Annotated in this window: 3 protein-coding genes; 1 reads left to right on the top strand and 2 read right to left on the bottom strand. The window is 39.4% G+C overall.

Features of this window, described 5'->3' with window-relative positions; genetic code table 11:
- Positions 1 to 41: 41 nt before the first annotated feature.
- Both AC1DUW_RS27600 and AC1DUW_RS27605 read right to left on the bottom strand, forming a co-directional pair.
- Positions 42 to 248, bottom strand: a complete 207-nt coding sequence (locus tag AC1DUW_RS27600; RefSeq protein ID WP_477644025.1) for a chromate transporter — start codon at positions 246 to 248, stop codon at positions 42 to 44.
- Between the two features lie 83 nt (positions 249 to 331).
- Positions 332 to 961, bottom strand: coding sequence for a chromate transporter (locus tag AC1DUW_RS27605; RefSeq protein WP_236694931.1), 630 nt, complete (start codon positions 959 to 961; stop codon positions 332 to 334).
- Positions 962 to 1,218: 257 nt separating this feature from the next.
- On the opposite strand from AC1DUW_RS27605, the gene AC1DUW_RS27610 reads away from it, so the two are divergent.
- A partial coding sequence (locus AC1DUW_RS27610; RefSeq protein WP_477644024.1) for a LysR family transcriptional regulator occupies positions 1,219 to 1,789 on the top strand: 571 nt, incomplete at its 3' end.

Below are 1,789 nucleotides of genomic sequence, written 5' to 3' on the forward strand. Positions count from 1 at the left end.
TCTCCAGGTCCTATCACCATCAATAGTGCCATTCTCGTTGGCTATTCGACTGCTGGATTAGCACTATTGATGGTGATAGGACCTGGAGACATGCCGGCAATAGCGATTACATCGGTAAATTGTTGCGTCGTCATCCATCCATGCTGTGAGACTTCAGATCCTATTACGGGAATCATGGCGTATCCCCCTCCGAATGATACAAAGCCGATAATAAAGAAGGTGCTAAACAACTCCCATAATTCCATCATTCTATATCCCACGCTTTCTTGAAAATTAGTTTAACAGTTTATACCGATAACTTTCAGGAAAATATCGTCCACCTTTCATGGACCTATATGCCTGCACCCATGAAATATTCGAAATCATTTTCTTCTTCTTTCTTTTCTTTTCGGTCCATGTTGATTTTGTAACCTAATTTCCTCTTAACAGAGATAGTCACAATCCCTACTATCGCTCCTGATAATATAGCTAAAACCGGGTGAATGAAGAAAAGGACTGGAATCCCTACTATAAATATACCGAATGTTGATTTGTCAACAATAGCTGTTTTTCCTATCTTGATAGCCGCATAGGCGATGATGGCTACTATGGAAGCTCTAATTGATATAAATGCGGATTCTATCTTTGGATTATCCTGAATGAAAAAATACAAAATGCCGAGGAGTAGAACAATAATAAAGGTAGGAAATGATACACCAATCATGGCTGCCATTGCGCCCTTCATTCCGGCAATTCGATGGCCGATAAAGGTGGCGGAGTTAATAGCGACAGCTCCCGGTACGGACTGAGATAACGCAAAAACATCTGTAACTTCTTCGCTTTTCAGCCATTTTCTCTTCTCCACTACTTCTTTTTCGATTAAAGGGATCATCGCGAACCCGCCTCCGAATGTGACAGGTGCTATTTTAAAAAAGGTCCAAAATAATTGGAACAGTGTTTTCCATTGTCCAGTCATTGTCATCAGTCACTCCCCTTTGCTGCTTTATATAAATCTTATAATTAACATATCAAAGAAAAAGGAATGGGTAAATTGCAACTAAATCATTGGGTATAACAAAACGTTATACCCAGAAGATTTATCCGTTTTATATAGAATTTCACCAATAATTGTATAGGCTCACCTGTTCAGGGAATATAGCGCTGCTTTTCCATTTCACCATTTACCTATATGATGCTATCATTTTATTAAACTATTTAAAGACATGGAGGTTGGTTCTTTTGAAACTAGAAAATCTAAGAATGTTTTGTTTAGTAGTGGATGAAGGAAGTATAAGCCAGGCAGCGAGGTTAAGCTTCTTATCACAACCCGCGGTAACAAGACAGATTCACCAATTGGAAAATTTTTATAGCACTTTGTTATTCGACCGTGAGGAAGGGAGGCTGAGAGTGACAGAAGCAGGAAAGTTGTTATACCCTTTTGCAAAAGCCATTGTGAATGACTTCAACCAATCAAGGGAAGTGATTCAGCAATCAATGGGCGCGTACAATACAAACCTCATAGTAGGTGCATCCTTGACTATCGGCGAGTATTTGTTGCCGAGCTTGCTTGGGAAATTTAAAAAACAACAGCCTGAAGTAAAAGTAACATTAACGATAAAAAATACCCCCCGAGTTCTAGAGGATTTATCAAACGATGTCATTGATTTGGCCTTGGTGGAAGGACTTGTAGAAAATACCGATTTTATTGTGGAGAAGTTCGCCGATGACGAATTGATATTGGTTTGTCCATCAGACCACCCATGGAAAGACAGAAAAGAAATCCAGGTAGAGGAATTGGGAAATGAAAGGA

The organism is Peribacillus sp. P4_C12 (assembly GCF_056402095.1).

Coding starts and splice junctions, on each gene's coding strand:
- AC1DUW_RS27600 (WP_477644025.1), bottom strand. CDS start 248: ATGATGGAATTATGGGAGTTGTTTAGCACCTTCTTTATTATCGGCTTT.
- AC1DUW_RS27605 (WP_236694931.1), bottom strand. CDS start 961: ATGACAATGACTGGACAATGGAAAACACTGTTCCAATTATTTTGGACC.